The 22,225-nt window shown below is 63.7% G+C and carries 30 protein-coding genes and 1 tRNA gene; 19 read left to right on the top strand and 12 right to left on the bottom strand.

Annotation, left to right across the window (positions count from 1 at the left end; genetic code table 11):
* The 11 genes from SKP52_RS02385 to SKP52_RS25130 all read left to right on the top strand — a co-directional run bounded on the left by SKP52_RS02385 (position 1) and on the right by SKP52_RS25130 (position 6,251).
* A complete protein-coding gene (locus SKP52_RS02385) occupies positions 1–834 on the top strand; it encodes a hypothetical protein (RefSeq protein WP_148308991.1) in 834 nt (277 codons plus the stop codon).
* Positions 831–1,190: a hypothetical protein gene (locus SKP52_RS02380; protein ID WP_039571314.1), complete on the top strand. Its 360-nt coding sequence runs from the start codon at positions 831–833 to the stop codon at positions 1,188–1,190. Before SKP52_RS02385 ends, SKP52_RS02380 begins: the two co-directional genes overlap by 4 nt.
* 7 nt (positions 1,191–1,197) lie before the next feature.
* Complete coding sequence (locus SKP52_RS02375; RefSeq protein ID WP_039571311.1) at positions 1,198–1,491, top strand: hypothetical protein; 294 nt, start codon at positions 1,198–1,200, stop codon at positions 1,489–1,491.
* Positions 1,492–1,502: 11 nt separating this feature from the next.
* Complete coding sequence (locus tag SKP52_RS27415) at positions 1,503–2,426, top strand: recombinase RecT (RefSeq protein WP_052207736.1); 924 nt, start codon at positions 1,503–1,505, stop codon at positions 2,424–2,426.
* Between the two features lies 1 nt (position 2,427).
* A complete protein-coding gene (locus SKP52_RS02365; RefSeq protein ID WP_039571308.1) occupies positions 2,428–2,772 on the top strand; it encodes a DUF968 domain-containing protein in 345 nt (114 codons plus the stop codon).
* Positions 2,769–3,179, top strand: coding sequence for a DUF1367 family protein (locus tag SKP52_RS02360; protein WP_039571306.1), 411 nt, complete (start codon positions 2,769–2,771; stop codon positions 3,177–3,179). Before SKP52_RS02365 ends, SKP52_RS02360 begins: the two co-directional genes overlap by 4 nt.
* Before the next feature lie 107 nt (positions 3,180–3,286).
* A complete protein-coding gene (locus SKP52_RS02355) occupies positions 3,287–3,508 on the top strand; it encodes a hypothetical protein (RefSeq protein ID WP_039571303.1) in 222 nt (73 codons plus the stop codon).
* A complete protein-coding gene (locus tag SKP52_RS02350) occupies positions 3,505–4,002 on the top strand; it encodes a hypothetical protein (RefSeq protein WP_039571300.1) in 498 nt (165 codons plus the stop codon). The genes SKP52_RS02355 and SKP52_RS02350 overlap by 4 nt, the downstream gene beginning before the upstream one ends.
* On the top strand, positions 3,995–4,351 hold the full coding sequence (locus SKP52_RS02345) for a hypothetical protein (RefSeq protein ID WP_039571297.1): 357 nt from the start codon (positions 3,995–3,997) through the stop codon (positions 4,349–4,351). Before SKP52_RS02350 ends, SKP52_RS02345 begins: the two co-directional genes overlap by 8 nt.
* A 162-nt stretch (positions 4,352–4,513) precedes the next feature.
* A complete protein-coding gene (locus SKP52_RS25890) occupies positions 4,514–4,885 on the top strand; it encodes a hypothetical protein (RefSeq protein ID WP_148308990.1) in 372 nt (123 codons plus the stop codon).
* A 139-nt stretch (positions 4,886–5,024) separates the two neighbouring features.
* Positions 5,025–6,251 carry a tyrosine-type recombinase/integrase gene (locus SKP52_RS25130; RefSeq protein ID WP_081997175.1) on the top strand — a complete coding sequence of 409 codons (1,227 nt, stop codon included), beginning with the start codon at positions 5,025–5,027 and terminating at the stop codon, positions 6,249–6,251.
* Here SKP52_RS25130 and SKP52_RS02325 read toward each other — a convergent pair.
* From SKP52_RS02325 to SKP52_RS02310, 4 genes are all read right to left on the bottom strand, one after another.
* Positions 6,239–6,314, bottom strand: a tRNA-Val gene (locus SKP52_RS02325). The two genes, SKP52_RS25130 and SKP52_RS02325, sit on opposite strands and share 13 nt — an antisense overlap.
* A 71-nt stretch (positions 6,315–6,385) precedes the next feature.
* Positions 6,386–7,357: a magnesium and cobalt transport protein CorA gene (locus tag SKP52_RS02320; protein ID WP_039571287.1), complete on the bottom strand. Its 972-nt coding sequence runs from the start codon at positions 7,355–7,357 to the stop codon at positions 6,386–6,388.
* Positions 7,358–7,429: 72 nt separating this feature from the next.
* Positions 7,430–7,942, bottom strand: a complete 513-nt coding sequence (locus SKP52_RS02315; protein ID WP_052207735.1) for a hypothetical protein — start codon at positions 7,940–7,942, stop codon at positions 7,430–7,432.
* A gap of 39 nt (positions 7,943–7,981) precedes the next feature.
* Entirely contained in the window at positions 7,982–9,028 is a 1,047-nt protein-coding gene (locus tag SKP52_RS02310) for a MarR family winged helix-turn-helix transcriptional regulator (RefSeq protein ID WP_039571285.1), read from the bottom strand.
* Positions 9,029–9,259: 231 nt separating this feature from the next.
* On the opposite strand from SKP52_RS02310, the gene SKP52_RS02305 reads away from it, so the two are divergent.
* From SKP52_RS02305 to SKP52_RS02280, 6 genes are read left to right on the top strand one after another with little or no spacing between them, the layout of a single operon-like run.
* A complete protein-coding gene (locus SKP52_RS02305; RefSeq protein WP_052207734.1) occupies positions 9,260–9,838 on the top strand; it encodes a thermonuclease family protein in 579 nt (192 codons plus the stop codon).
* A gap of 48 nt (positions 9,839–9,886) precedes the next feature.
* Complete coding sequence (crcB, locus tag SKP52_RS02300) at positions 9,887–10,267, top strand: fluoride efflux transporter CrcB (protein ID WP_039571282.1); 381 nt, start codon at positions 9,887–9,889, stop codon at positions 10,265–10,267.
* Entirely contained in the window at positions 10,264–11,496 is a 1,233-nt protein-coding gene (locus SKP52_RS02295; RefSeq protein ID WP_039571280.1) for an RluA family pseudouridine synthase, read from the top strand. Before crcB ends, SKP52_RS02295 begins: the two co-directional genes overlap by 4 nt.
* Positions 11,496–12,116, top strand: coding sequence for an FMN-binding negative transcriptional regulator (locus SKP52_RS02290; protein WP_039571278.1), 621 nt, complete (start codon positions 11,496–11,498; stop codon positions 12,114–12,116). Before SKP52_RS02295 ends, SKP52_RS02290 begins: the two co-directional genes overlap by 1 nt.
* Complete coding sequence (locus tag SKP52_RS02285) at positions 12,113–12,349, top strand: hypothetical protein (protein WP_039571276.1); 237 nt, start codon at positions 12,113–12,115, stop codon at positions 12,347–12,349. The genes SKP52_RS02290 and SKP52_RS02285 overlap by 4 nt, the downstream gene beginning before the upstream one ends.
* Positions 12,350–12,356: 7 nt before the next feature.
* Positions 12,357–13,046, top strand: coding sequence for an ATP12 family chaperone protein (locus tag SKP52_RS02280; protein WP_039571275.1), 690 nt, complete (start codon positions 12,357–12,359; stop codon positions 13,044–13,046).
* 106 nt (positions 13,047–13,152) lie between these two features.
* Here SKP52_RS02280 and SKP52_RS02275 read toward each other — a convergent pair whose 3' ends face one another.
* The 4 genes from SKP52_RS02275 to SKP52_RS24435 are packed head-to-tail and all read right to left on the bottom strand — an operon-like array spanning position 13,153 to position 16,922.
* Entirely contained in the window at positions 13,153–13,956 is an 804-nt protein-coding gene (locus SKP52_RS02275; protein WP_039571272.1) for a crotonase/enoyl-CoA hydratase family protein, read from the bottom strand.
* 13 nt (positions 13,957–13,969) lie between these two features.
* The gene (locus SKP52_RS02270) at positions 13,970–14,578 is read right to left on the bottom strand and encodes a 2-hydroxychromene-2-carboxylate isomerase (protein WP_039571269.1); all 609 of its coding nucleotides are present in this window, start codon (positions 14,576–14,578) and stop codon (positions 13,970–13,972) included.
* A 4-nt stretch (positions 14,579–14,582) separates the two neighbouring features.
* Complete coding sequence (locus tag SKP52_RS02265; protein WP_039571266.1) at positions 14,583–16,115, bottom strand: acyl-CoA synthetase; 1,533 nt, start codon at positions 16,113–16,115, stop codon at positions 14,583–14,585.
* A gap of 6 nt (positions 16,116–16,121) precedes the next feature.
* Complete coding sequence (locus tag SKP52_RS24435; RefSeq protein ID WP_228383796.1) at positions 16,122–16,922, bottom strand: response regulator transcription factor; 801 nt, start codon at positions 16,920–16,922, stop codon at positions 16,122–16,124.
* Positions 16,923–16,999: 77 nt separating this feature from the next.
* Here SKP52_RS24435 and SKP52_RS02255 point away from each other — a divergent pair, with 77 nt between their 5' ends.
* Both SKP52_RS02255 and SKP52_RS25885 read left to right on the top strand, forming a co-directional pair.
* Positions 17,000–18,532 (top strand): class I adenylate-forming enzyme family protein, encoded by a 1,533-nt coding sequence (locus SKP52_RS02255; RefSeq protein ID WP_039579450.1) that lies wholly within the window; start codon positions 17,000–17,002, stop codon positions 18,530–18,532.
* A 613-nt stretch (positions 18,533–19,145) separates the two neighbouring features.
* Positions 19,146–19,484: a hypothetical protein gene (locus SKP52_RS25885; protein ID WP_148308989.1), complete on the top strand. Its 339-nt coding sequence runs from the start codon at positions 19,146–19,148 to the stop codon at positions 19,482–19,484.
* A gap of 62 nt (positions 19,485–19,546) precedes the next feature.
* On the opposite strand, the gene SKP52_RS02250 is transcribed toward SKP52_RS25885, so the two are convergent.
* Genes SKP52_RS02250 through SKP52_RS02235 form a run of 4 tightly spaced genes read right to left on the bottom strand, consistent with a single transcriptional unit; the run spans position 19,547 to position 22,168 of the window.
* On the bottom strand, positions 19,547–20,065 hold the full coding sequence (locus tag SKP52_RS02250) for an AAA family ATPase (protein ID WP_039579448.1): 519 nt from the start codon (positions 20,063–20,065) through the stop codon (positions 19,547–19,549).
* Positions 20,062–20,631 (bottom strand): nicotinamide riboside transporter PnuC, encoded by a 570-nt coding sequence (gene pnuC / locus SKP52_RS02245; protein ID WP_039571261.1) that lies wholly within the window; start codon positions 20,629–20,631, stop codon positions 20,062–20,064. The genes SKP52_RS02250 and pnuC overlap by 4 nt, the downstream gene beginning before the upstream one ends.
* Positions 20,628–21,587, bottom strand: a complete 960-nt coding sequence (locus SKP52_RS02240) for a phytoene/squalene synthase family protein (RefSeq protein WP_081997173.1) — start codon at positions 21,585–21,587, stop codon at positions 20,628–20,630. The genes pnuC and SKP52_RS02240 overlap by 4 nt, the downstream gene beginning before the upstream one ends.
* The gene (locus SKP52_RS02235; protein WP_039571258.1) at positions 21,587–22,168 is read right to left on the bottom strand and encodes an LOG family protein; all 582 of its coding nucleotides are present in this window, start codon (positions 22,166–22,168) and stop codon (positions 21,587–21,589) included. The genes SKP52_RS02240 and SKP52_RS02235 overlap by 1 nt, the downstream gene beginning before the upstream one ends.
* Between the last annotated feature and the right edge of the window lie 57 nt (positions 22,169–22,225).

The following is a 22,225-nucleotide window of genomic DNA, read 5'->3' as shown; positions in this document are numbered from 1 at the left end:
ATGGCAATCGTACAGCGACTGAAACCGCAGCCCGAAATGGAAGCGAACCCGCGCGCGGTCATCGGCGCGAACAATCCGCCCCTTGAAGAGCAGATCACCATTGATCTTGCCGAGGCGCTGGAAGTCGAAGGCATCACGAAGCGGATCGGCGATTTGCTCGCCAGCGCCGGTCGCGCGCCGACGGTTATCACCGACGCGGATATGGCTGGCAGTTACGCCGATTTGGTCAAGCAGATGGTCGCCGCCGGTAAGGCCGTGGAAGCACAGCGCGAAATCCTCAACCGTCCGCTGCTCAATGCGCAGCGCGCGCTCAAGGGGCGGGCCGATGCGATCGTCGAACCGCTGCAATCCGCAGAGGCGACGGCGCGCGCGCGGATCAGGACTTTCGACGACGCCGAGCGCGAGAAAGAACGCCAGCGCCAGATTGAAGCCCAGCGGGTTGCCGACGCCGAGCGTCAGCGGCTGCAGGCCATTGCCGATGCGGAGGCCGCGAAGGAGCGCGCTCGGCTGCAGGCGATCGAGGACGCGCGCGCGGCCGCCGAAGCCCGCGAAGCGACAGTCGTCGAAGTCGAGCCTGAAGTCGTAGAGGTTGCGCCCGAGCCCATCGTTGAGACGGCAGCACCCGTCGTTCGCGGCGACTACGGCGCCAAGGTTGTCCGCACGACCACCTATAAGCACCGCATCGTCAGCGTCCGCCAGCTTCCCGACAGCATCTTGAAACACGCCAAGGTCGTCGAGGCGATCGACAAGGTGATTGCGGCGCAGGTGCGCGGAGGCACGCGCGAACTCAAGGGTTGCGAAATCTTCCCCGAAACCGGGACGACAATCCGATGATCCGCGACATCGAAGCCGCGCGCGAGGCGCTCGCTGATGCCTTGTGGTGGTTCAAGGGCTTTGCAGCCGCTCGCCCCGCATCGATCGACGAAGGCGCCGGTGAGCACCTCGATCTTGAACGCAAGATCGGCGAGGTCCGCAACTTTCTGACCAGCGTCAATCAGGCGAGCATTCGCAGGATGGGCGAAGAGACGGCAGTCGTCCTCACCTTTGCCGAGTTCGAGCGCCTTGTCGACGCTGTCCGCATCCCGCGCTTGGCCGAAACTCAAATCGCGATCCAGACGATCGAACAGGTGCTGGCTGAGTATCGAGAAGAAGAACATGCCGCCCGACGCGGCGACGAAATTCCATTTTAAGGAGAAGATGATGGCCCGCCAATTCATCGCCTGCACATTCCGCCCCGGCGACACCCGCGCTTACACCTACGCCTATGACGGCGCGGAACCGTTGGCGGTGGGCGATATCGTCCTCGTCGCCGGTCGCAACGGTGAGGGCAAGAAGAAAGTCCACGTCGCCATTTTCGGAGTGCCCGAACCCGCCGACTTCGAAGCAAAGCCGATCATCGAAAAGTTTGCCCCACCGCCCGCTGATCAGCCCGACTTGCTCGGCGATGACGCCGAAGTCGACGCGCTTTTCGCCAACAAATTGCCCTTCTGAAAGGACTGAATATGAACACCGCCCGCAGCCGCGCCGTCGCTCGCGCCGATGAACAGATCGAGCAGAACGTCGCCAACATAGAAGCGGCCAAGCGCCGCACGCCCAGCGCGCTCGCGTTAATGGCTTCGCGCCTTGGCGTCTCCGAAGGCAACCTGCAGAACACGCTCAAGGCGACCGTTTTCAAGGGTTGCTCTGACGCTGAATTCGTCGCGCTGGTCATTGTGGCCAACGAATACAAGCTGAACCCGCTGACCAAGGAAATTTATGCCTTCGCGGCCAAAGGCGGCGGCATCGTCCCCCTCGTCTCGATCGACGGTTGGGTTCGGATCATGAACGAGCATCCGAAGTTCGACGGGATCGAATTCGAGGACATCGTTGACGAGAGCGGCAAGGTCTACGCGATCGAAAGCACGATCTACCGCAGCGACCGCGCGCGGCCGATCAAGGTCACCGAATATATGGACGAGTGCAAGCGGAACACCGATCCGTGGAACAAGTCGCCCAATCGCATGCTGCGTCACCGCGCGCTGATCCAGGGGGCGCGCTACGCCTTCGGCTTCTCTGGCATCTATGTCGACGACGAGGCCGAAATCCAGATGGTCGGCGAGCCCGTCGAGGCGCGCAACATCACGCCGCCGACGCGTGCCGAGATGGCCGGTAGCGATCCCGTCACCGGCGAGATCATCGATCACAAGGAGGGCCGCAGCGACGAGCAGCACGGCGACCAGCACGACGGCACCGATGAATCAGAGCCCGCGCCCTATGCCGCAACCGTCACGGATTTGATCGAGCGCATTGCCGCCGCCGGCACTGTCATTGACGCCAAGGCGGTCGAAAAGGACTGGCGCGGCCATATGGAGGCGCTGCCCGACGGTGAGAACGGGCGGATCGAAGCGGCGCTGAACACTCGCCTCGAGCAGCTCAAGGGCAACTGACGTGGGTGCGCCGGTCAATCATAAACGCATGAAGCCCAAGGCGGGCGCGGAACCGACGGCGGCCGAGCGTCGCCACTGGGATCGCGTGCGCGCGCTTGGTTGCCTCATCAGTGGCGGACCGGCGACCATCCATCACGTCACCGGCTATGCCGATCGCATGGGCCGCATCTCGCGGTCGCACCGGATCGTCGTCCCTCTGGCAGTGGAATTTCACCAGCACGATTACGGCGACAAGTGCGTCGAAAAGCTGAGCCATCAGGGCTTCTATCGCGAGCACGGCATCGACTTGCTCAAGGAAGCCAAGCGCCTGGAATACGAGAGCATGGAAATGGGAATTCTACCATGAAGGGTCACGCGCTCTTCCGCCGCGTCGGCCTGGCACTCGCTCCCGTCACCAAAGACGCACGCGAATTGCTGGCGGCCGTGAAAGATGGCGCGACGCTGATCGTTGAGGTGTGGTCGCCGAGGAATATGTCTCAGCACCGGAAATTTTTCGCGATTCTCAACAACGTCGTCGAGGCAACCGGGCGCTGGACTTCGACCGAGCATCTGCGCCGGGACATCCTGATCAGCCTTCACCGCTACGACGAGCACATCAACGAGTTCACCGGCGAGATAGTGAAGGTGCCGCACTCGATGGCCGTCGCGTCGATGCCGCGTGAGGATTTCGAGCAACTTTACCGCGAAACAATCAGGCTTCTGACCGAGGCGCTTGGGGCTGATCCCGAGATGCTTTTGCAGGAACCAGCATGACTTTCACCCCGTCGCCCTGACGGACAGTTTCACCGCGCGCGAGGCGCACAGCATCCACCGATCCACCTCGCAAGCCCCCTCTGGATCGGTGGGAAAGGATTAGAACGATGAACACCCCAACGCCAAGTTCGCCACCCGCTCTCTGGCTTATCGCTGGGCTGCTGCTGGGGCTGAGCATGACAATCGCCGCGGCGGGTAAGGCTATCACGTCCGAAGTCCGCAAGAGCAACACGCTCTATCTATGCACGGAATCGTGGAAGCTTGGCATTTACGACAACAAAACGTGCCAGCAAATTCTCGAGCCGTCGAAGAAGGCAGACGCAGCATGATCGCCCTCGCCCTCAAAGCTCTCGGCTTAATGCGGGTGAGCGAGCATGAGCGGATCAAGAACGCCGAAATCCTCCGCTACACTCGTCTGAACGACAGCCTACGAAACGAACGCAACGACGCGCAGGACAAGTTCCAGCGCGCCGCCACCGACCTCGCAGCGCTGGACGTTACCGAATGGTCCTCTCACATCGGCGATCCGCCTGACGGTGATAGCCCACTGCTCTGCGTCTATGATGCGGGCATCGGCTATGCCTATGACCGGCTGGCAGAATGGCTCGGCGTTGATGACTACGAGATGGGCGACGGCTCCGAAGAATATGCCACCGACGTAGGCCGCACTGGCGCCAACGTGCTTGTCGCCGCGGGCTTCACAAATGACGACGGCGACTTGCTTGGCGCTGCCGAATTGAACGCGATGAAGCACGACGCCCAAAAGTGGCGCGATTACCTCAAGCGTTCGAGAGATAGGAAGGCGGGGAAGAAGAATGGATAAGCCATATCTCATTTGGTCGAACGAGCATCGCGCATGGTGGTCGCCTAACCGCTGCGGCTACACGACCGTAATCGAGAAGGCGGGGCGGTACGAGCGCGTCGAAGCCATCGCTATCGCCAGTGCGGCGCGCGGTGGGTGGGTTGCCGGGAAAAATCCGCCAGAGATCGCGCTGCCCGAAGCCGATGCGCTGGATCAGGCGCTTAGCCCGAACCGTTTGGAAGCCTATTTGAACGCCCGATGCCAGTGCGGCCAGCCCGCTACCACGAAATACGACGGCGACCAGATGTGCGAGCCCTGCGCGACTTATTGCGCCCGCCGCGACTTCGAGGAAGCCGACATGCCGGGATGATTTTGAACATGACCGCCCCTCGCACCGGCTTCCTCACCCAAGGCCAGAACAACTGGCAGCCCCGTACAGCCACAAGCTGGCAGCGCGAGCGTCGTGACGGCCCCATCCTGCCGATGATCCAGCCGAAACCCTCTCTTTTCAACCGTATCTGGGGAGGTGGACGTGGGTAAGGTAACAGCAAAACAGCAAGCCGACGCTGAACTTGTCGCTGAGGCTGTCGCTCAGCGTTGCTCGACCGGCAGTAACAAAGACGGATCGCCCAAAGCCCCTACACGCCATGCCATCATCTGGCAGGCCGCTCGGCTGGGCGCGCTCGAATATGCAGCGATGACCGAATCTGACCGCACCAACAACCATGCTGAACTGGTAGAGGCGTTGCGGCCGTTCGCGGCAATGGCAAAGCATCTGGACGATACCGATCAGCGGCGAGACGGCCTTTACTGCGGCGGCTCACCCGGCATTCTCGCTGAGATCAAGGCCAGCGACTATCATCGCGCCCGCAAAGCCCTCTCCCTTTATGGAGGAGAGAAGTGACAGCCGAGCGCATCCTGTCGAAGCTTCGGCGCGCCTATCGCAACGATACCGGCGCCACCCTATCGCGCGAGCAGGTGCTTGAGCTTGTAGATTACGGGCTGCTAGATTTGCTGACCACCAGAGAACTTGAGGAAATGAAATGCCACGCGAGGGATCGCCTTTCGAATACGGCGGCTACTGGCTCGACAAGCGCCGGGACGGCAAGTCCCCCGACATCTGGCAGATCGCGACCGGCACTCGACAGGTCAGCTATCGCAGCACTCGCCAGCGCGGCATAGATGAGGCTAAGTCGGTCCTCCTTGCCTTCGTCAACGAACAGGCTGCCAAGCGCCCGCAGAGCGTCGAGGACGCGCTCGTCATCCCTACCCTGCTCACCTATTGGAAAGAGCATGGCAGCAAGGCTGTCGCGCCGCAGCAGATCGCCAGCAGCTTGCGCGCCTTCATGGGCTTCCTGTTTCAAGACGAGGCGGGCATGAGCGCCGCCGTTGCCGACCTGACCCCCGCCGTGTTTGTCCGCTTCCGCGAGTGGCGCATGGGGCCGCACAGCTATGACGTGCCGTGGGGCGGCAAGGATTATCGCCACACCAGCCCCGGCGTGAAGGGCGAGAGCGTGTCACGCAATCTCGACGACGTGCGGGCCGCGCTGAACCATGCCGAGACGAACCGCCGCTTTCTGGCTCCCAAGGTGCCGGCAGTTCCGAAGCGCCACAGATCCAAGCCGCGCGACCGCGTGCTGACATGGCAAGAGCTGGGAATGATCGCCTGGTATGCCCGCCACTTCGACGACATGGGGCGCTATGTCGCCTTGCTGATCGGAACCGCGGCGCGTCCGGTCACGCTGGCTAAATTCAACATCGACCAATTCGACGGCAGGAACATTGACCTTCACGCGATCGGTACGCCCGAAACCGCGAAGGTGAATCCTATCATCCCGGCAATCCGCCCACTGCGCCTGATCCTCACCCGCTGGACTGGAACCGGCCCTGTGGACAGCCGCAAGCGCGCATGGCGCACGATGCGACGCACGATGGGGCTGTCCGATGACGTGGTGTCGAAAACGATCCGGCACACCATCGCGACAGAGCTTTACACGAACAGCGACGTTCCCGACCGCCAGCTATCGGCTCTGCTTGGCCACGCTGGCCCGGTGAACCGCACGACGAAGAAATATGTCCACATGCGCCCCGAGCACATGAAGGCCGCAGCGAAGGCTCTCTCGGCCATCTGGCTGCGGGTTCAGCGCGAGGCAAATGCGTTCGGCGCTGTCCATACGCTGTCCATCCCTCGCAGCGAGGGCGGAATAATTATTGACAAGATGACTGTGATACGCAAGGACACTCGCGTGTTTCGTGATGGTGGGCGATGACGGGCTCGAACCGCCGACCCTCTCGGTGTAAACGAGATGCTCTACCAACTGAGCTAATCGCCCCCAGATGTCGCCATCAATGGGAGGTGCGCCCCTGCCACAAGCCGCCGCCGCTGGCAAGCGAGACGCGTCGCTCAGAGCCAGCCGATATGCTTGAAGCGCCAGAAGACCAGCCCCGAACCGCCAAAGATAAGAGCGAGCGCGAAGGGATACCCAAAGCCCCAGTCGAGTTCGGGCATGAACTTGAAATTCATGCCATAGATGCCGGCAATCGCGGTGGGCACCGCGAGGATTGCCGCCCAGGCGGCGAGCTGGCGCGTGATCACACCCTGACGCTGCTGTTCGAGCAGCGAGTTGGTGTCGAGCACCGACGCCGCAATGTCGCGAAGGCTGGCGAGGCGGAATTCGGCGCGCGACACATGGTCCCAGATGTCGCGGAAAAACGGCCGGACCGCTGCATCGATATTGGGCAGATCATCGTCGGTCGCAAGGCGGTTGGCGACGTCCTTCATCAAGCCAACGAGCCGCTGAAAGCGGATGATCTCGTGCCGCTGGCGGTAGAGATGGCGGATTTCCTCGGCGTCGAGCGGGGTGTCCATGACGCTTTCCTCGACGATCAGCAGCCGGTCCTCGATGGCATCGATGACTGGGAAATAACCGTCGATGATGAAATCGAGAATGGCATAGAGCGCATAGTCGGGACCGTGCGCGAGCTTGATCGGCAAGCTCTCCAGCCGCTGGCGCACCGCCGTATGCGTGCGCGCCGAACCGTGGCGGACGGTGACGAGGAAATGCGGCCCCGCGAAGATCGCGGTTTCGCCGGGCTCGATCGTGTCGCCATCCAGATTGGCGGTGCGCGCGATGATGAAGAGCTGGTCGCCATAGACCTCGACCTTCGGAAGTTGGTTCGCCTTCAGCGCATCCTCGACCGCGAGCAGATGGAGGCCGAAGCGCTTGGCGATACCCTCCAGCTCGCCGGGGGTCGGTTCATAGAGGCCGAGCCAGAAGAAGTCGCCGGTGTCGCAATTTTCGGGAATGATCTCGTCCGGCCCGAGTTCGCGGACAAGCTGGCCGTTATTATAGTGACGCGCGGCCATAATCGGCATTGGCGCAAACTCCTTCGATCGGGGGTTCGCCATAATGCCCCGCGACGGCAAGGGAAATGGCGAAGACGCAGCTTAAATATCGCGGCTGTCATACGCCCATTGCAGCAATGCCTGCCGCTGTTTCGGCCGGCAAAAAGGATCGCCCGGTTCGCAATGCTTGCGGATCTGCGCGGCGTGGCGCCGGAACGCGCGCCAGCGCGCGATCTGGCGGCGGTCCTCGTCCGGCATCCGCCGTCCCGAATAATAGCGGCAATACCATTGGAACCAGCCGCGCGGATCGTCGGGATGGATCCATCCTTTCTGAACCCAGACATGCAGGGGAACGCTCGCCCTGATACCGAAATAGTTGAGCGAACAGTCGGGACGTTCGGGCGAAAGTTTCGCGTTCTCGAACCAGCTCGCCGGAAATTCGTCGGTGCAGTCGGTCATATATTTGCCGCAGAACACACCGAGCTCCAGCATTTCGGCGGGCGTGAGTTCGGGTTCGAAATCGGGATCGAACGCTTTCCCCATTGGGGCAGTCCGTCCGTAGCGATAGCCCCGTTGCATCCGGTCGTTCACGACCACTTCTTCGACGTCCTTCATGGATCGAAACCTACGCGCCCCGATCGATGCCCGCCACGTCTATTCGTCCAGCGCCTCGAAATAACGGCCGAGCGCGTCGCACGCGCCTTCGGCCAAAGCGATGAAGATGCGGCGGCCATCGTGCGGGTCGTCCTCGCGCAGGAACAGGCCGGCGTCGGTCATCGTCTTGATCCAGCGAAGCGCCGTCGTCGCGGGTACAGCGGCGGCGATGCACAGGCTCGACACCGAAACCGGCTGACGCTCGAGCCGCGCAGCATAAAGGTCGAGCAGCATGTCCCATGCCGGATCGGCGAACAGGTCGGCAGGAAAATATTGCTCGCGCATTCGCCGCTGGCGCAACATCCGGCGCACCGCCTTGGCGCGCTGCCGGTCGAGCATCCGTTCTTCAGGAATGAAGCTGCGCGGGATAGTGGCAAAGTCGCGCGACGGTGCGCGTACCTGTCCCGTATGTTCGGTCGGATCCTCGGCGCGCGATGCAAAGCCGGTCGGGGTACCGGGAAGCCCGCCCCTTTGCCCCGCGAGGTCGCCGAGCAGGCGCGAAATGCGCGCCACTTCTTCCTGTAGCCGGTCGATCCGCTCCATCGCATCGTCGCGCGCGATATCATGGAGCACCGCGTGCCGCGTGCGCCGCGCCGCTGCCAGGGCGACGAGCCGATCGGTCGGATCGGCATCGACAAGGAATTGTACGGGAAGCGACGCCGGGATCGTCGCGACCACGCGATCGAGCGCCGCCAGCGAGGTTTCGCAAACAAGATTGCAGCTCCGCTCGCCCACGGCGGCGCAGATGTCGCCCAGCATTTCGCTTTCGATCGTGTCCACCGCCGCCAGCCAGACGATATCGAGCGTGTGGGTTTGCCGGATCGCCCCCGCCGCGCGCGACGGGGGACGCGTCATAGCGAGCCGCACGTCGGGAAGCGATGCCGTATCCGGCGCATCGGCCAGCGAGCCGACGAACAGCAAGGGCGATGCGACGTTGGCGCGGATCGGCCCGCCTATTGTGCGTGGCGGCGACGCGAGATCGGTCCCAAAGCCATTCAGCAAAAAGGCCGACGTGTCGCGCCCGATCGATGTTTCATGGTCCATCATGATGCCTACCCCGTTCCATCGCTCCACCCTGGCGTAACCATGCCGTCATTTCGGCGATATTCACCTTTTGTTCACTCCCATTTGCCGCCAATTCGGACTCAAGCTCGGTTTCCGCATGAGTTGCCGCGTGTCGGCCGGGAGGGAATAGGTCCAATTTGGACATGGTTTGTTCTCTCCGTCAATCATTATTTACGATTGCCAAGCTGGCGGCGGCGGGCCAGTCGAGGCGCGATGGGTACGGGCTCCTCTTCGCTTGCACGGCTGCGCTGGCGGCGACGTTTCCGGCCGCTGCTGGCGCTGCTGCTGCTCGCCGGGCTCGCCTTTGTCGCTTGGGCGTGGTTGCCGACGCCCGCGCTTTCCGTGCCGCTGGTCCATGTCATCGACGGCGACAGCCTGACAGTGCGGCAGGACGATGCCCTGCTGACGATCCGCCTGACCGGAATCGACGCCATCGAATATCGGCAAGATTGCACGCGCGGCACCACCCGTTGGCCGTGCGGGCGCGAAGCGCGCGCCGCGCTCGAAAAACTGGCGGGCCGCGGGCCGCTTCATTGCGAGGTCGCGGCAAAGGATCGTTACGATCGCACGCTCGCCGTATGCCGCACCGCCCCCTTTCCGGGCGGCATCGACCTCGGCGCCGAAATGGCGCGACTCGGCTGGGCGATCGCAACGGGCGATACGTATATGGTCGAGGAAGCCGAGGCGCAGGCGAAGCGGCGCGGCATCTGGCAGGGCGACTTCGTCCGCCCCGAAAACTGGCGCGCGATGCACGAGCGCCCGTCCACCGCGCTGACGCCGCCCGATGCATGAAGCTGCATCCGCTATGCCTCGCCGGCATTTCCGGCTAGGGCGAGCGTCATGAACAGTCTGTTTCCCGTCATGATCGGCGGCGCGATCGGCGCCGGCGCCCGCCATCTGGTTGGCCAGGCGATGCTCGCGCGGCTCGGCCCCGGCTTCCCCTGGTGGACCCTGTCGATCAATATCGCCGGTGGCCTTCTAATGGGGCTGCTTATCGGCATGCTCGCTCGCGGTAGTGACGGCGGCGAAACTACCCGCCTCTTCATCGGCGTGGGCGTCCTCGGGGGCTTCACGACATTTTCCTCTTTCAGCATGGAATTCTGGATGCTTTTCGAACGCGGTCAAAATGCTCAGGCAGCCGCTTATGTCCTCGCGTCGGTGATCGGCGCGATTGCCGCCTGCGGCCTCGGCCTCTTCGTCATGCGGCAGCTCCCGGCATGAGCGACGCCAAGCCCAATCTCGACGGCGCGATCATCACCGAGGAGGATGACGGCATCCGCCTCGACCGCTGGTTCAAGCGCCACCGCGAGGGAACGCCGCACGCGCTGCTCGCGCGCTGGGCGCGCTCGGGCCAACTGACGCTCGACGGCAAGAAAGCCGACGTGTCGGACCGGATCGCGACCGGGCAGAAACTCGTGATGCCGTCGCCGCCGGTCGAAACCGTGGCGCGCCCCGCGCGCAAGGGCCGTCCGCTGACCAACGCCGATGTCGAACTCGCGACCGGCATGATGATCCACCGCGACGCCAGCGCGATCGTGCTCAACAAGTTGCCGGGGCTTGCGACGCAGGGCGGTACCAAGACCGAGAGCCATGTCGACGGCCTGCTCGACGCGCTGAAATTCGATGGCCCGACGCGGCCCAAGCTCGTCCACCGACTCGACAAGGATACGTCCGGCGCGCTGCTGATCGCGCGGACGCCGAAGGCCGCGGCCTATTTCGCCAAGAGCTTTTCGAACCGCAGCGCGAAGAAGACCTATTGGGCGATCATCGTCGGCGTTCCCGATATCCAGCAGGGCGAGATCGACCTGCCGCTCGCCAAGCAGCCCGGATCGGGTGGCGAGAAGATGCACGTCCACGATAGCGGCCTCGCGTCGAAAACGCGTTATCGCGTCATCGAGCGCGCGGGGAACAGCGCGGCATGGGTCGAGCTGCAACCGCTGACGGGGCGCACGCACCAATTGCGCGTCCATATGGCGGCAATCGGCCATCCGATCGTCGGCGATGGCAAATATGGCGGCAAGGGCGCCTTCCTGACCGGAACGATCAGCCGCAAGATGCACCTGCACAGCCGCCGCCTGCGCATCGACCATCCCGACGGCGGCACGATCGATATAAGCGCCGAGGTGCCCGACCATTTCGCCGCGAGCCTCGACGCGCTCGGCTTCGACCTGCTACTCGGCGAGGTCGGGATCGACCCGTCCGAAAAAGGCCCGCCGCCCAAATCGGCGCTGAAGGCGCAGGCGAAGGCGCATAGCAAGCAGATCCGCAAGGCGCGGCGCGGCGAACGGCGCGGCCGCACCGCCGAGAGCAAGCCGACCGATTTCGTCGGAAAGCCGAAACCCAAGGCGAAAGCGAAACCGGGCAAGCCCGGCAAGCCGGCGCCCGGGAAACCCGCAGGCAAAAAACCGAGCGCCAAGAAGCATCCGGCGCGCCCGCCAAAAGCGAGCTGATGCACCCGAACTCCGCCTTCCGCCCGCGGCAGGACGACCTTGCCGAATTGCTCGTGCGCGAGATCGGCTTTGCCGCGATCTTTGCCAGCACCCCCGACGGGCCGCGCGTCGCGCACGCGCCCGTGGTCCTGAGCGACGACCGGACGACGCTGCAATTCCACTTGGCGCGCGGCAACGCGCTCACCCGCCACCTGCGGGGCGCGAATGCGCTCGCCGTCGTGCAGGGGCCCGACGCCTATGTCAGCGCGAGCTGGTATGCCGACGCCGATCAAGTGCCGACGTGGAATTATGTCGCGATCGAGATGGAAGGCGTAGTGCGCAAACTCGAAGCAGCGGAATTGGTCGCACAGCTCGATACATTGTCCGACCAGCACGAGGCGCGCGTCGGCGCCAACCCGCCATGGACGCGCGACAAGATGAACCCGGCACTGTTCAGCAAGATGACCGGCGCCATCGTCGGCTTCGAAATGCGGATCGCCGCGTGGCGCCCGACGATCAAGCTGTCGCAGAACAAGTCCGCCGAGGAACGCGCGCGCGTGATTGAAGGGGTCGAGGCGACCGGCCATGGCGCGCTTGCGCAGTTGATGCGTCACCTTGGCGGCGATAAGGCGGGCGCATGACCCAAGCTGACGACGCGCTCGCCAAGAAACGTTTCTTTGCCCTCTCGATCATGCGGCTGATGGGCGTCGCATTCGCTATGATCGGCTTCATCCTGATCAGCGGCGGTTTCAACCTGGCGGGCCAGCCGACCGACCGCTGGATCGGCGCCGCGATCGTTCTGGTCGGCGCGTTCGATTTCGCGGTCATGCCGTTGCTCCTCGCCCGCCGCTGGCGCTCGCCCAAAGACCTGTGACCGACCTGTGAAGCGGTTCTGGAAAGAGGTTGCCGTCGTCGCAGAGGATGGCGGCTGGGCCATCGCGCTCGATGGCCGACCGGTGCGCACGCCGCAGCGCGCTCTGCTCGCCGTCGCCAGCACCACACTCGCCGAAGCGATCGCCGCCGAATGGAGCGATGTGGGCGAGACGATCGATCCCGCAGCCATGGCGATGACCGGACTGACGAATGCCGCGATCGATTTGGCAACACCCAACCCCGCCGCTTTCGCCGCGCCGGTCGCCGCTTATGCGCAGAGCGACCTCTTCTGCTATCGCGACGCGCGCGATGCGGCGTTGCAGGCCGAGCAGGCGGCGACGTGGAACCCGCTGCTTGCCTGGGCCGAGACAAGCTACGGCATCGAATTTATCCTGACGCAGGGGGTATTGCCGGTCGACCAGCCCCAAGCGACCGTTGCGACGCTGCAGGCCGTCGTGCTGGCGCAGGACGCTTGGCGAATCACGGCGCTGACTCCGCTGGTGACGATCGGCGGATCGCTCGTCGCGGGCCTCGCCCTGCTCGAAAACGCGGTCGATGCCGACGCGTTGTGGGAGGCCGTCAGCCTCGACGACCTCTATCAGGAACGCCGCTGGGGCGCCGACAGCGAAGCGCAAAAGACGCGCGCCGCGCACAAGCGCGACTGGGACAATGCGGCGCGGTTCTTGCGCCTGCTTTGAACCCCAAACCCGTTCGCATCGCGCGAAGTCGAGATGTCTCCCCGATATTGCGCAATCCCGATGAGTTTCTCGACTTCGCTCAACACGAACGGAATTACAAGTCGGCTTAGTCGACGAAATTCGGCTTCCGCTTCTGCATCCCCGCCATCACCGCTTCCATCTGGTTCGGGGTACGGATCACCTTGACCTGCTCGTCACTCTCGCCCTGCAAGATTTCCGCGTCGCTCGCATCTGCGAGCATGTTGCACAGCCGCTTGGCACCGCGGATCGCGTGCGGATTCTTGTCGGCAATCACCGCCGCCAGTTCCATCGCCTTTTCCAGCGGGTCATCGGAGACATGCGTCGCAAAGCCGAGCAGCTTGGCTTCCGATCCGTTAAATTCGCGGTTGGTATAGATCATCTCGCGCAGCACATCGTCGGCGACCTGCGTGCGCCACAGCGCCATGCCCGCGACGTCGGGAACAAGACCCCAGCGCATTTCCATGATCGCGATGCGCGTGTCGGGGTGGACGATGCGGATATCGGCGGCCGCCATGATCTGGCTACCCGCACCAAAGGCGACGCCGTGCACTGCAGCGATCACCGGCACCGGCAGTTCGCGCCAGCCCCACGCGGCATATTGGGCGTTGTTGGCGATGCCCCGCGTGCGGTCGGACAGGCTGCCCCCCGCGCTGCTCGCCCCCGGATCGCGATCATTGCTGAGGCTGGAAAGGTCGAGTCCGGCGCAGAAGGCGCGGCCTTCGCCCGACAGCACGACGACGCGGAGGCCAGCGGTCGCCTTCAATTGATCGATCGCTTCAGCGAGCGCTTCCCACATCGCGGGATCGAGCGCGTTCATCTTGTCGCTACGGATCAGCCGAACATCGGCGATCCCGCCGTCGAGCATGGTGATCGAAATACGGTCTTTCACGGGCGAATCCTCTTCAGCGTTTCAAGGCGGCCTCGACGAGCGGAAGCTGGTCGTTGCCGAAATACATGTCGTCGTGATCGACGAAAATCGTCGGCGAACCATAGCCGCCGCGCGCGATGACTTCATCGGTATTCGTGCGCAGCCGCGCCTTCACCGGATCGCTGCCGGCCGCGGCGGCCAGCGTGGCGCCGTCGAGTCCCTCGGCATCCGCAACCGCCGCGAGCACGGCGGGGTCGTCGAGATTCTCCTGCCGATCAAAATAGCTGGCAAATGCACCGCGCGCGAAATTGACCAGCGTCGCCTGATCGTCCTCAAGTGCGCAGCAGAAACGCATCGCGGTGATGCTCTTGGCGGGGTGCCACTGCGACGGGAAATTCATCGGCACGCCCGCGAGGCTCGCCCAGTCCTTCAGCACCTTCCAGCTATGCTGAAGCCGCCGGTTGTCGGCCTGCTCGCGCGCCCCATAAACCGCCGGGTTGACCGCGTTGAACACGCCGCCGACAAGGATCGGCCGATACACAGCCGTCGCGCCCGTGCGTTCGAGCACGCCCGGAAGATTGTGGAACGCTAGGCAGGTCCACGGTGAGGAGAGGTCGAAGAAAAATTCGACACTTGCGGTCATCGGATCAGGCCTCCGCCTTCGCCTTTTCCCAATATTGGTCACGAAGCAGGCGCTTGTAGAGCTTGCCGGTGTCATGGCGCGGCAGGGCTTCGAGGAAGTCGATGCGGCGCGGGATCTTCACCCCCGACAATTTTTCGCGCGCATAGGCAATCAGCTCGTCGCGCAGCGCGTCGCCGGCCTCGGCCATGTCGGCGGGCTGGACGACGGCGATCACCTCCTCGCCCATTTCATCGTGCGGTCCGCCGACCACCGCGACGTCGGCGACCTTGGGGTGCGTGACGAGGTGGTTCTCGATTTCCTGCGGGTAGATGTTCACCCCGCCCGAGATGATCATGAAGCTCTTGCGGTCGGTGAGGTAGAGGAAGCCATCCTCGTCGACTTTGCCCACATCGCCGAGGGTCGACCAGCCCTTCGAATTGCGGCTCGACGCCGTTTTTTCGTTATCGCCATGATATTCGAAGACATTCTCGCTCTCGAAGAAAACCGCACCTTCTTCGTCCGCGCCGAGTTCGGTTTCATTGTCTTCGGCCATGATATGCACGGCGCCAAGGATCGGGCGGCCGACGCTGCCCCTGTGCGTCAGCCAGTCGGCGCTGGAGATGAATGTCATACCATTGCCTTCGGAGCCGGCATAATATTCGAACAAGACCGGGCCCCACCAGTCGATCATCGCCTGCTTGACCGGCACCGGGCACGGCGCGGCGGCGTGGATCGCGACCTTCAACGACGAGGTATCGTAACGAGCGCGAACCTCGTCGGGCAGCTTGAGCATACGCACGAAATGCGTCGGCACCCACTGGCTGGCGTTAACGCGATATGTTTCGATGTACGAAAGCGCCGCTTCGGGGTCGAATTTCTTCATCAAGACGACGGTGCCGCCAAGGCGGTGGATCGTCATCGACCAGCGCAAGGGCGCAGCATGATAAAGCGGCGCAGGCGACAAATAGATGCTGTCCGAATTGATCTGGAACACCGCCGAGGCGAGCATAACCAGGCTGTTCATCGCGTCGATCGCGGGATCCTCGGGCAACGGCACGCGCACGCCCTTCGGCCGCCCGGTGGTGCCCGACGAATAAAGCATGTCGACCCCGGCGCGCTCGTCGGCCACCGGCGTCGCGGGCATCGCGGCGACCGCATCTTCCCATGAGTCATAGCCGGCGATCGTCCCGCCCATCGCGAAACGCTTGATGCCGGTGGTCAGTTGTTGCGCGGCACCGGCAAGGCTTGCCGAAACGACAAGGATCTGCGCGCCCGAATTTTCGAGAATATAGTCGGTTTCGTCCCGCGTCAGCCGCGACGAAATGCAGACATAACGCAACCCCGCGCGCTGTGCGCCCCAGGTCAGCCCATAATAATGCGGCGTGTTGTCGAGCATGAAGGCAACGACATCCTCATGCCCCAGCCCGTGCGAGCGGAACAGCTGCGCCGCGCGGTTCGAGGCGGCGTCGAGTTCGCCATAGCTGATCGCCTCGCCGGTTTCGGCGACGATGATCGCGGCTTTGTCGGGATTGTTACGCGCGTGGACTGAGGGGTGCATCGGGCATCATCTCCGGGAATCATTGCTTTCTTTATGTCGAAGATGAGTAGCAACCTGAAACTTTTGGTCAAGCAGGGCGGGCGCGGCGACAGCATCGTCCCGCCGCGAGCGCAGCGTGTAGCCCACGCCCTTCACCGTGTGCAGCATCGGCCAGTCGAACCCGCGATCGACCTTGGCGCGCAACCGCGACATATGGACCTCGACCCGATTGGTGCCGGGATCGAAATCAAGCCGCCACACCGCGCGGAGCAGCGCGTCGCGCGACAGCGGCCGGTCGGGCACGCGCGCGAGATTAGCGAGCAGGTCGAATTCGCGGAGCGGCATGCGGATGACCTGACCCGCGCGCTCGACGCGCCGGTCGATCAGGTCGATCCGCAGCTCGCCCTCATCAAGTTGCCCGGCGGCGATCCGGCTGCGGCGCAGCAGGCTGCCTATCCGCGCGACCACTTCGGGGAGGTTTCCGGTCCAGCCAACCGCATCGTCGGCGCCTGCACCGAGCGCCACCATCCGGTCATCGAGCGAATCGCGGTCCGACAGCGCAAGCAACGGTCGGCGGCCGACGGCCGATCGCGCCAGCCGGACGATTTCGAAAGGCTCCTGCCAATCGAGGAACGGGTTGACGATCAGCAGGTCGAAACAGCTGTCCATCCAGGGGCGAAGACCGTTCACATGCGGCGGCAGGAATCGCACTCCCATACCCGCCGCCTCAACCGCCGCAGCCAGCACATCGGCCCGCGCGGGCACGGGGTGGTAAATGGCGACGAGCAACTTCCTGTCGCATTTCCCGGCACTGTCCGATGATGCCATCCCCACTCCCCATCGTCGACGTAACATCTTGTCGCCCGCGCCATTGCACCGTCTTTCGGCTGTGCTAACCCATGGTCATGACCAGTATCGAAATGCTTGACGGCGAGTTCGCCACCCTGCCCGACCTTGTCCGTGCCCATGCTGCGGAGCGTCCCGATGCCGTAGCGGCTGCCGATGCACAGCGGCGGCTGAGCTGGTCCGAACTGGATCAATTGACCGACCGAATCGCGGCGCGGCTACAGCAGGACGGATTTGCGAAAGGCGACCGCACCGCGATCGCGGGCCTCAACAGCGTCGAGCAAATGGCGGTGATCCTCGGCACGCTGCGCGCCGGGGGGGTTGCGGGTCTCGTCACCAACAGCGCGACGGGCGAGCAGATGGCGGCGATGATCGCCGACACCGGGGCGCGCCATCTGTTCCTCGACAATGCGGCGAAGGCCAGCCTCGAAGGCCATGTCATCACCGCGAGCGACCTGATCGCGATGGACGGCAGCGATGCCGGAACGCCGCTCGATGCCTGGTTGTCTCTGGCGGGCGCGAAGCCAAGGCCGGTCGAGATTTTGCCCGAAGACGGCTTCAACATCATCTATTCGTCGGGCACCACGGGCACGCCGAAGGGCATCGTCCACAGCCATGCGATGCGCTGGCAGCACATCATTCGCGGCGCGCCCGCTTATGGGCCCCATGCGGTGACGATCCTGTCGACCCCGCTCTATTCGAACACCACGATGGCTAGCTTCATGCCCACCGTAGGCTCGGGCGGGCAGGTCGTGCTGATGAAGAAGTTCGACGCGCGCGGTTTCCTGGAACTCGCGGCGCGCGAGCGCGCGACGAACACGATGTTGGTCCCGGTGCAGTATCGCCGGATCATGGCGCTCGACGATTTCGGGGACTTCGACCTGTCGAGTTTCGTCGTCAAATATTGCACCTCGGCGCCCTTCCCTGCGGCGCTGAAGGCCGATGTGCTGCAACGCTGGCCCGGTGGGCTGATCGAGATTTACGGCATGACCGAGGGCGGCGCCGCCTTCATCCTCGAGGCGCATCAATTCCCCGACAAGCTCCACACGGTCGGCAGGCCCGCGCCGGGGCATATCGCGAAGGTGATCGACGAGGATGGCAACGAATTGCCGCAGGGGTCGGTCGGCGAAGTCGTCGGCCGCAGTCCCGCAATGATGACGGGATATAACAACCGCCCCGACGCGACCAAGGCGATGCACTGGTATGACGGTGAGGGAAATCTCTTCTATCGCCACGGCGATATCGGACGGATCGACGAGGACGGTTTCCTGACGCTGATGGACCGCGCCAAGGACATGATCATTTCGGGCGGGTTCAATATCTTCCCGAGCGATCTGGAGGCGATTTTGATCGCCGACGACCGCGTCGTCGAGGCGGCGGTGGTGGGTATGCCGAGCGAGGAATGGGGCGAGACGCCGGTGGCGTTCGTCGTGCTGAAATCGGGCGCCAATGCGGAAAGCGTGCGCGCCGACTGCAACGCCAAGGTCGGCAAGACGCAGCGGTTGAGTGCGATTACGGTGGTGGAAGAGCTGCCGCGCAGCCCGATCGGCAAGGTGTTGAAGCGCGAGTTGCGGGAGGCGTATGCGGCGTAGCGGCCGAGCTGTCGTTTAACGACCGGAGGCTGCCCTACCTACCCCGTTCGCATCGAGCCTCGACTGCCTTGCAGGCGCTCAGGATAAACTTCGGCCTTTGGCCGAAGTCGAGATGCCCCCGTCGTGGCGCAAGGTCGATGGGTGTCTCGACTTCGCTCGACACGAACGGAAATAGAGGGGACCGTCTGGAACCCACCCCAACGCCGCAATCCGCCTCTAAAAAAGTGCTTTCCTACATTATTCGGCTGTGACAGCCTTCATTTCAGCTCTTTCAAATTGCAGGCAAAAGCGGTCGCTGCCCGGATGCCGGATTCGGCCAGGGTCCGGCTGCCATCTGTCTGTCGAGCGCGACAAATGGGGCACTGCAATAGGCTGAACTTTCCTGAACTTTGACATGATGGCCCGGCGCGTGCGCTGAGCGGATCGCGGCCCCGGCTCGGAATAACCGAAAACGACAAGGGCGGCTCCCACCCCATCTCGGCCGCTCGCTATGGCTCGGATCGGCATAACCGGAATCAACCAACTGCCGCCGTTGGCGATTTACTCGCGCGGCGCTAAAAGCGAAAATAACTGATTTACTGGGGGTGATTACCATGTCGTTGGAGAAGTCGGAGTGAGCCTCGCGGCGGATGAACAAGCGTTTCTGGATTATGTGGCTGATGACTGGTATGGCCTATGGGAAGTCGACTGGTGGCTTAATAATGTACACCCCGGATGGTCGTTCGCCAGCCGACTGGCGTTTTTGTCTGACCTCGTGCAGCGCGGACTGGTTGAGATATTCTTCGGTCAACTTGGCGTCGAGAGCCCCGCTCTTAAAAAAAGCGCAGCGCTTGATGCAATTTCCCAACCGACCGCTTGGCTGCCGCGTACGGAAACCAACGATTCGGTCCACTGTATCTCGACAAGCCTGAATGGACGCGCGGAGCTTGCGGGATCCGTAATTCTACAATGATTTCCGGATGCAGGCCGTCCGCTTCCCACGCCAAAGCGGACTCTCACGCGCCGCGTGGCTTGTCAGGCCAGTCCCGCCGCCTCAATCGCCGCCAGCGCATTCGCCAACCGCGCATCGCCTTCGCCTTCGACCCACGCCCATTTAAGCTTCCGCCGGTCGAGTTCGCCGATCGCGACCTCCATGAATTGCACCCGCGCCAGCTCGCTTCCGAACAGGCGCGTACCATCCTCCTCCCACGGCAAATCCATCGCAGGAACGAGGTAGAGGTCGGCGACCGCGTCCCATTGATCGATCTCGGGCAGGCGGCGGCCGAGCAGCATGATCGCCCATGCCTGGGTCATCAGCGGATCAGTGTCGGACACCAGCCACTCGGGCCGCTGCGCGAGTGCTTCGCAGGTCGCGGCGCGATGCCCGTCGAAAATCGCGAGCAGGTCAACCTCGTCGAGGTCGGTGCCGTTCGCCTCGGCATAGGTGCGGCCATATTCGGGCACGACGAGCCCGCCGAGCTGGAGCGCAAGGCGCGGCGCGAGGGTCGACTTGCCCGTGCTTTCGGCGCCGTGGAGGCAGATATGGCGGGTCATATCGCCACCCTGCCGGTCGCCGCCGCGCGTCGCCACTGGAGCAGGCCGTCGATCGACAGGCCGAGCAGCACGACATAGACCGCGCTGGTCGCATAAAGGCCGCGCCATGCGAACAGCGGCACCGCGATCAGGTCGACCGCGATCCAGAGGAACCAGCTTTCGACCCGGCGCCGCGCGAGCAGCCATTGCGCAGTGATGCTGAGCATCGCGATCGCGCCGTCGACCCACGGCGCGATCGCGTCGGTGTAGCGGTCCATCGCGAAGCTCCACGCGATCCATGCAACGATCGTCGCGAGCGCCCAGCCGAGCCGCGCACGCTCAGTCATCCAGCCGACGGGTATGCCGCTGTCGTCCCGCGCGCGCATCCAGGCGGCCCAGCCGTAAAGATTGAGCACGAAGAAAAAGCCCTGGAGCAGCATGTCGCTGTAGAGCTTCGCTTCGAAGAAGACGAAGGCGTAGAGCGTCACTGCGACGAGCGCGAAGGGATAGTTCCACACGCTGCGCAGCGCGACGAGCGCGACATTGACCAGTACGAACGCCGCGGCGGCCCATTCGAGATAGCTCATGCCGCCGCCTCATGGCGCGGCCGGGTCCACAACCCGTCGCGACTAATCCGCCGCTGTAGCGGACGACGCAGCACCGACCAGCCCGCGCGCGCGACCCAGCCGAGCTTGGCGAGAAGCGATGAGCCCGCGCGGTGGTCCCACGCATGGTCGCCCCGCGACCGCACTTCGCGCGCGATGTCGCCATAAATGCCCGCCGCCGCGAGCACCGCCCAGCGGCTGCGCGGTGGCAGCTTGCGCGCCCCCCAGCGCGCAGATGCCTCATATTCCTCGGCCATTTCGGACAGCCATCTGGCCATCACCGAAAGACGTCCGCGAAAGGCGGGATGCATATGCTGGCCGGGCGGAATATCAAGTTCGACCATCCATTCGACCGGCAGATAGCAGCGGTCGGCGGCGGCATCCTCAGCCACATCGCGCGCGATATTGGCGAGTTGGAACGCAATGCCGAGATCGGAAGCACGGTCGAGGGTCGTTTCATCGGCGGGGGCGATTCCCATCACGAGCGCCATCGCAACCCCGACGGCGCCGGCGACATGATAGGAGTAGCGCAGCAGATCGGCTTCGCTGCGCGGGCGCCAGTCCTTTGCGTCTAGTTCGAAGCCCGAGATAATATCGTCGAGAACCCAGCGCGGGATTGCGACCTCCGTAAGCAGGAAGCCGAGCGCGTCGAACGCCATCTCGCCGGTCGGCTCGCCAGCGAAGGCCCTATCGGTCTGCGCCCGGATATGCGCGACGGCGGCGACCGGGTCATGGCCCTGCTTCATCGCGCCGCCATGATCCTGCCCGTCGGTCAGGTCGTCGGCGGCGCGGCACCAGGCATAGAGCAGCCAGACGCGTTCGCGCGTTTCGCGGTCGAACAATTGGCTGGCCAGCGCAAAGCTTTTCGATCCGCGCGCGATGCTGTCGTGCGCGAAACCATGGAGGGCATGTGCATCATAGGCCCCCTCTTCGGTCATTACAGATTTTCGGCCTTCATCGCAAAGATCGTCTGGTGCGGCACATAGGCCGCCATCTTGTCGAGCAGATCGTCGAGTCCCGCATCGACGATCATGATCCCGGCGTGCGCAGGGCGAATGAAGCCGACCTCGACCATGTTGCGGTTGAAGGCGATGAGATCGTTGTAAAAGCCCGCGGCGTTGAGCAGCCCGACAGGCTTGCTATGATAGCCAAGCTGCGCCCAGCTGATCGCTTCCCACAGCTCGTCCATCGTTCCGACGCCGCCGGGGATGGTAAGGAAACCGTCGGAAAGGTCGGTGAACATCTTCTTGCGTTCGTGCATGCCGCTGACGACGTGGAGCTGCGTGCAGCCGCGGTGCGCGACCTCGGCACCGACGAGCGCTTCGGGGATAATGCCGATGACTTCGCCGCCCGCTTCCAGCGCGCTGTCGGCGACCGCGCCCATGAGGCCGAGCCGGCCGCCGCCATAGACGACGCCGATGCCGCGTGTCGCCAGTGTTCGCCCGACATGGCGCGCGGTTTCGATATAGATCGGATCGTCGGGGGTCGCGGACCCGCAATAGACGGCAAGGCGTTTCATTACTCGATGGCTTTCACAAAATTCCGTTCGGGCTGAGCTTGTCGAAGCCCCGTCCTT

The sequence above is a fragment of the Sphingopyxis fribergensis genome (genome assembly GCF_000803645.1).
Lineage (GTDB): Bacteria > Pseudomonadota > Alphaproteobacteria > Sphingomonadales > Sphingomonadaceae > Sphingopyxis > Sphingopyxis fribergensis.
The sequence above is the reverse complement of the archived record's forward strand: the minus strand, read 5'-3'. Positions and strand labels throughout refer to the sequence as shown.

Excerpts from the sequence above, each read along its gene's own strand:
- SKP52_RS02285 (WP_039571276.1), top strand. The coding sequence starts at position 12,113 with ATGACCCAAGCTGACGACGCGCTCGCCAAGAAACGTTTCTTTGCCCTC.
- SKP52_RS25130 (WP_081997175.1), top strand. The coding sequence starts at position 5,025 with ATGCCACGCGAGGGATCGCCTTTCGAATACGGCGGCTACTGGCTCGAC.
- SKP52_RS02255 (WP_039579450.1), top strand. The coding sequence starts at position 17,000 with ATGACCAGTATCGAAATGCTTGACGGCGAGTTCGCCACCCTGCCCGAC.
- SKP52_RS02250 (WP_039579448.1), bottom strand. The coding sequence starts at position 20,065 with ATGACCCGCCATATCTGCCTCCACGGCGCCGAAAGCACGGGCAAGTCG.
- SKP52_RS24435 (WP_228383796.1), bottom strand. The coding sequence starts at position 16,922 with ATGGCATCATCGGACAGTGCCGGGAAATGCGACAGGAAGTTGCTCGTC.
- SKP52_RS02240 (WP_081997173.1), bottom strand. The coding sequence starts at position 21,587 with ATGACCGAAGAGGGGGCCTATGATGCACATGCCCTCCATGGTTTCGCG.
- SKP52_RS02350 (WP_039571300.1), top strand. The coding sequence starts at position 3,505 with ATGATCGCCCTCGCCCTCAAAGCTCTCGGCTTAATGCGGGTGAGCGAG.
- SKP52_RS02355 (WP_039571303.1), top strand. The coding sequence starts at position 3,287 with ATGAACACCCCAACGCCAAGTTCGCCACCCGCTCTCTGGCTTATCGCT.
- SKP52_RS02385 (WP_148308991.1), top strand. The coding sequence starts at position 1 with ATGGCAATCGTACAGCGACTGAAACCGCAGCCCGAAATGGAAGCGAAC.
- SKP52_RS02305 (WP_052207734.1), top strand. The coding sequence starts at position 9,260 with ATGGGTACGGGCTCCTCTTCGCTTGCACGGCTGCGCTGGCGGCGACGT.
- SKP52_RS02265 (WP_039571266.1), bottom strand. The coding sequence starts at position 16,115 with ATGCACCCCTCAGTCCACGCGCGTAACAATCCCGACAAAGCCGCGATC.
- SKP52_RS02375 (WP_039571311.1), top strand. The coding sequence starts at position 1,198 with ATGATGGCCCGCCAATTCATCGCCTGCACATTCCGCCCCGGCGACACC.
- SKP52_RS02320 (WP_039571287.1), bottom strand. The coding sequence starts at position 7,357 with ATGCCGATTATGGCCGCGCGTCACTATAATAACGGCCAGCTTGTCCGC.
- SKP52_RS02380 (WP_039571314.1), top strand. The coding sequence starts at position 831 with ATGATCCGCGACATCGAAGCCGCGCGCGAGGCGCTCGCTGATGCCTTG.
- pnuC (WP_039571261.1), bottom strand. The coding sequence starts at position 20,631 with ATGAGCTATCTCGAATGGGCCGCCGCGGCGTTCGTACTGGTCAATGTC.
- SKP52_RS27415 (WP_052207736.1), top strand. The coding sequence starts at position 1,503 with ATGAACACCGCCCGCAGCCGCGCCGTCGCTCGCGCCGATGAACAGATC.
- SKP52_RS02345 (WP_039571297.1), top strand. The coding sequence starts at position 3,995 with ATGGATAAGCCATATCTCATTTGGTCGAACGAGCATCGCGCATGGTGG.
- SKP52_RS02360 (WP_039571306.1), top strand. The coding sequence starts at position 2,769 with ATGAAGGGTCACGCGCTCTTCCGCCGCGTCGGCCTGGCACTCGCTCCC.
- SKP52_RS02315 (WP_052207735.1), bottom strand. The coding sequence starts at position 7,942 with ATGAAGGACGTCGAAGAAGTGGTCGTGAACGACCGGATGCAACGGGGC.
- SKP52_RS02295 (WP_039571280.1), top strand. The coding sequence starts at position 10,264 with ATGAGCGACGCCAAGCCCAATCTCGACGGCGCGATCATCACCGAGGAG.
- SKP52_RS02290 (WP_039571278.1), top strand. The coding sequence starts at position 11,496 with ATGCACCCGAACTCCGCCTTCCGCCCGCGGCAGGACGACCTTGCCGAA.
- SKP52_RS02270 (WP_039571269.1), bottom strand. The coding sequence starts at position 14,578 with ATGACCGCAAGTGTCGAATTTTTCTTCGACCTCTCCTCACCGTGGACC.
- crcB (WP_039571282.1), top strand. The coding sequence starts at position 9,887 with ATGAACAGTCTGTTTCCCGTCATGATCGGCGGCGCGATCGGCGCCGGC.
- SKP52_RS02235 (WP_039571258.1), bottom strand. The coding sequence starts at position 22,168 with ATGAAACGCCTTGCCGTCTATTGCGGGTCCGCGACCCCCGACGATCCG.
- SKP52_RS02310 (WP_039571285.1), bottom strand. The coding sequence starts at position 9,028 with ATGATGGACCATGAAACATCGATCGGGCGCGACACGTCGGCCTTTTTG.